1 protein-coding gene is annotated in these 808 nt (G+C 69.6%); it reads left to right on the forward strand.

Going from position 1 to position 808, the window contains the following annotated elements; genetic code table 11:
• On the forward strand, positions 1–807 hold an 807-nt coding region (locus RM812_RS41950; RefSeq protein ID WP_311586248.1), incomplete at its 5' end, for an IS481 family transposase.
• Position 808: the final 1 nt, after the last annotated feature.

The following is an 808-nucleotide window of genomic DNA, read 5'->3' on the forward strand; positions in this document are numbered from 1 at the left end:
CCTCACAGGAGCCCGGCCCGGACCCCTCAGCCGCAGGTCCGCAAGATCGTGCATCTGCGCTGGAAGCAGCGACTGGGACCGGTCCAGATCGCCGGACGGCTGGGCATGGCCGCTTCTACCGTCCACGCGGTCCTGACCCGCTGCCGGATCAACCGCCTGTCCCACATCGACCGCGCCACGGGTGAGCCGGTCCGCCGCTACGAACACCCTCACCCCGGCGCCATGCTCCACATCGACGTCAAGAAGCTCGGCAATGTCCCCGACGGCGGCGGCTGGCGCTACGTCGGACGCGTCCAGGGCCGCAGAAACCGCGCCGCAACACCCGACAAGCCCCGCAACAAATACCGCGGCCCGCTGCTGGGAACCGCCTTCGTCCACACCGTCGTCGACGACCACTCCCGTGTCGCCTACGCCGAGGTCCGCGACGACGAGACGGCCGACACCGCAGTCGACGTCCTGCACCACGCGGTGGCCTGGTTCGCCGCGCGGGGTGTGAGCGTCGAGCGGGTCCTGACCGACAACGGCTCGGCCTACCGCTCCCGGCATTGGATCCGCGCCTGCACCGAACTCGGCATCACGCCGAAGAAGACCCGGCCCTACCGGCCGCAGACGAACGGCAAGGTCGAACGCTTCCACCGCACCCTGGCCGACGGCTGGGCCCTGGGACGCTTCTACTCCAGCGAATCAGCCCGCCGCAAAGCCCTGCCGGCCTGGCTCCATCACTACAATCACCACCGCCCCCACACCGCAACCGGCGGCAAACCGCCCGTCACCAGGTTGACCAACGTCCCTGGGCAGTACATCTAGC

This window comes from Streptomyces lancefieldiae (genome assembly GCF_031845825.1).
Classification (GTDB): Bacteria; Actinomycetota; Actinomycetes; order Streptomycetales; family Streptomycetaceae; genus Streptomyces; species Streptomyces lancefieldiae.